The following is a 2,298-nucleotide window of genomic DNA, read 5'->3' as shown; positions in this document are numbered from 1 at the left end:
AAGTTTATTTAATACAAAGTATATATTATTTAAGAGAGTTTAGAGAGGTTTAAATCATGGGTTGTTAAAATAAAAGTGTAACTTACTAAAGATAGTCAAAATAAAAATATATAAAGCAAAGATATATAGATAGTGAAGATATATATAATAAAAAATATATAAAGTGAAAATATATATAAAACAAAAAGGTGTGTAAGAAAAGAAGAAGTATAAAATAGAAAGATGTATAAAGTAAAAAGCTATGTAAGGCAAGTAGAGGTATAAAACAAAAACTCTATAGAAGGTAAGAAAAATAGTTCTTACTTACTATAGAGTTTAATATATTTAATTGAATATTAGTTACAAGCAATAGTTCTTAATTCATTAAAGAACCTATTAACACCCTTAGACCAACCTTGATCACTTGCATATCTCTTATTAATCCAAGTAAAGGTATCCATGTTTGCTGGACATCCCTTGGATAAATCTATGATAGTTCTTGATACAATTTTACTAGTATCTTCTATATTAGTATTGTAACGTTGCCAACTGTAGAAGACATTATAAGGATTATTAGCTATTGAATAAGCATTACTATGGTGCTTAGGCACAAAACCTTGCTCCTGTCCAGTAATAGCAAATAGTATAAGAGGATTTAAATTAAATTCTCTACTAGTTGATATAATTTCTGAAAAGTAAGGTTCTTCAGCTAAAACGGAATTTTTATTATTTAGATATTCTCTTAATTTGCTTTCGTTAATTTCTGTATACAGAAAATGGTCTGGTAGATGCATAGTGCTTTCTTTTTCTACGGTTATTTTAGATGAAGAAGCAACTTGAGCTACTGTATTGATATCATAATAGTCTTTGTCTGATGCATAGGAATATTTATCTGAGATATTAGCATCACCTCTTGATAAGGCACGTCTACTTTCTATGATCTCGGAATAAGACTTATTTTTCTCAGTAGATTTTATTCCTTCTGTTTGATAAGGATAGCCTGTAGGGGAAGCATAAACTGTATTTCCCATTATTACAGAAGCACCAATTAAGGTACAAGCAAATTTACCTATAGGCTTTCTTACTTTTTTAAAATAATCATTCATTAAAAAATAACACTCCTCTAATTTAGATTTAATTTGATTAAACTTTAAAATACATATCTGAATTCTATCCATAAATTATTTTTTTATACATAAATTTCACTAATAAATTTTAAAGTCTAAAAATATTAAGGAAAATATAGTGTGGAGCAAAGGTGTAAGAAAGAGTATACATTATAATATTATGTGAAAGAAAAGCGAATTATGACAAAAATAAATTATCACTAAGTAAGAGGGTGCATAGTGTGCGATTAAGTTTAGCTTTTTAGAGGGCGTGAGAGTGATAGATATAAGATTGTCATGGAATTAATAGGTAAAGGCAACTTATATAATGTGTTATTGATGATATACACTCTAATAAAGATATTTATTATATAGAAGGTTCATTATAGAATAAATTCAATGACTAATATAGAGATAGAATATTAAGTGGAGTTTATATAAAATGTTAAAATTATGAAATATTGAAATAAAGAAGTGCAATAAAGAAAGGAATCTTAAAGTGAGTAGATTAGTATTAAGTGAAGAGATGGAAGAATAAACATTTAAAATAGACTCATGCTTATTTAAAGAAGAGTAAGTATTTGAGCTTAATGTAAGATTGGGTTATTAAGAAGATATAATAGTTTGTGAGTACTGACACTTATATTAATTAAAATTCAAGTAAAAGGTATTATGATATATATGGGCAAAGGTAATACTTGAGTATTTAGACATGCTTTCAAACTTTAATGAGTAATTATGATAGATATGAGAAAAAAGGATACCCCTATTAATAAATAATCTAGAGTATAAAGAATAAAATAAGAGTTAGAATTAATATTAGATGTAAGTATATAGAAGAAGAAAGGTGAAAAAACTATATTAAATAAAGTAAACTTATCTGGGTGTGTTGTACTTTAAAAACCATAGATAAATAGATGAAATGAGGAGTATATTAAAAATAATATAAAAATATAGCTAATAAGCATAATATATTGGGAATAGTATGTGATAATATATTCCTTGTCGCTACGAAGCGATGGCAACAAATTAGTTGCTTTTGATTTTTAAAATTTAAAAATTAAAACAAAAAAATGTTGACAGGGTTTCGAGTGTCTGATAAAATAATAAAGGTCGTTAGGTGATGACGATAAATGACATGGTCTTTGAAAATTAAACAGAGTAATAAAGAAACAACTCGTAAAATGCTTTGAGTAATAAAAAAAATCTTATC

Annotated in this window: 1 protein-coding gene; it reads right to left on the bottom strand. The window is 26.0% G+C overall.

Annotated features, from left to right (window positions below; translation table 11 throughout):
• Nucleotides 1-335 precede the first annotated feature (335 nt).
• Nucleotides 336-1,085, bottom strand: coding sequence for a hypothetical protein (locus tag BUA48_RS15200; RefSeq protein WP_072832888.1), 750 nt, complete (start codon nucleotides 1,083-1,085; stop codon nucleotides 336-338).
• Nucleotides 1,086-2,298 lie beyond the last annotated feature (1,213 nt).

Origin of the sequence: Clostridium collagenovorans DSM 3089 (genome assembly GCF_900130005.1) — a bacterium.
Lineage (GTDB): Bacteria > Bacillota > Clostridia > Clostridiales > Clostridiaceae > Clostridium_D > Clostridium_D collagenovorans.
Note: the sequence above shows the minus strand (reverse complement) of the source record. Positions and strands in the feature narration are given on the sequence as shown.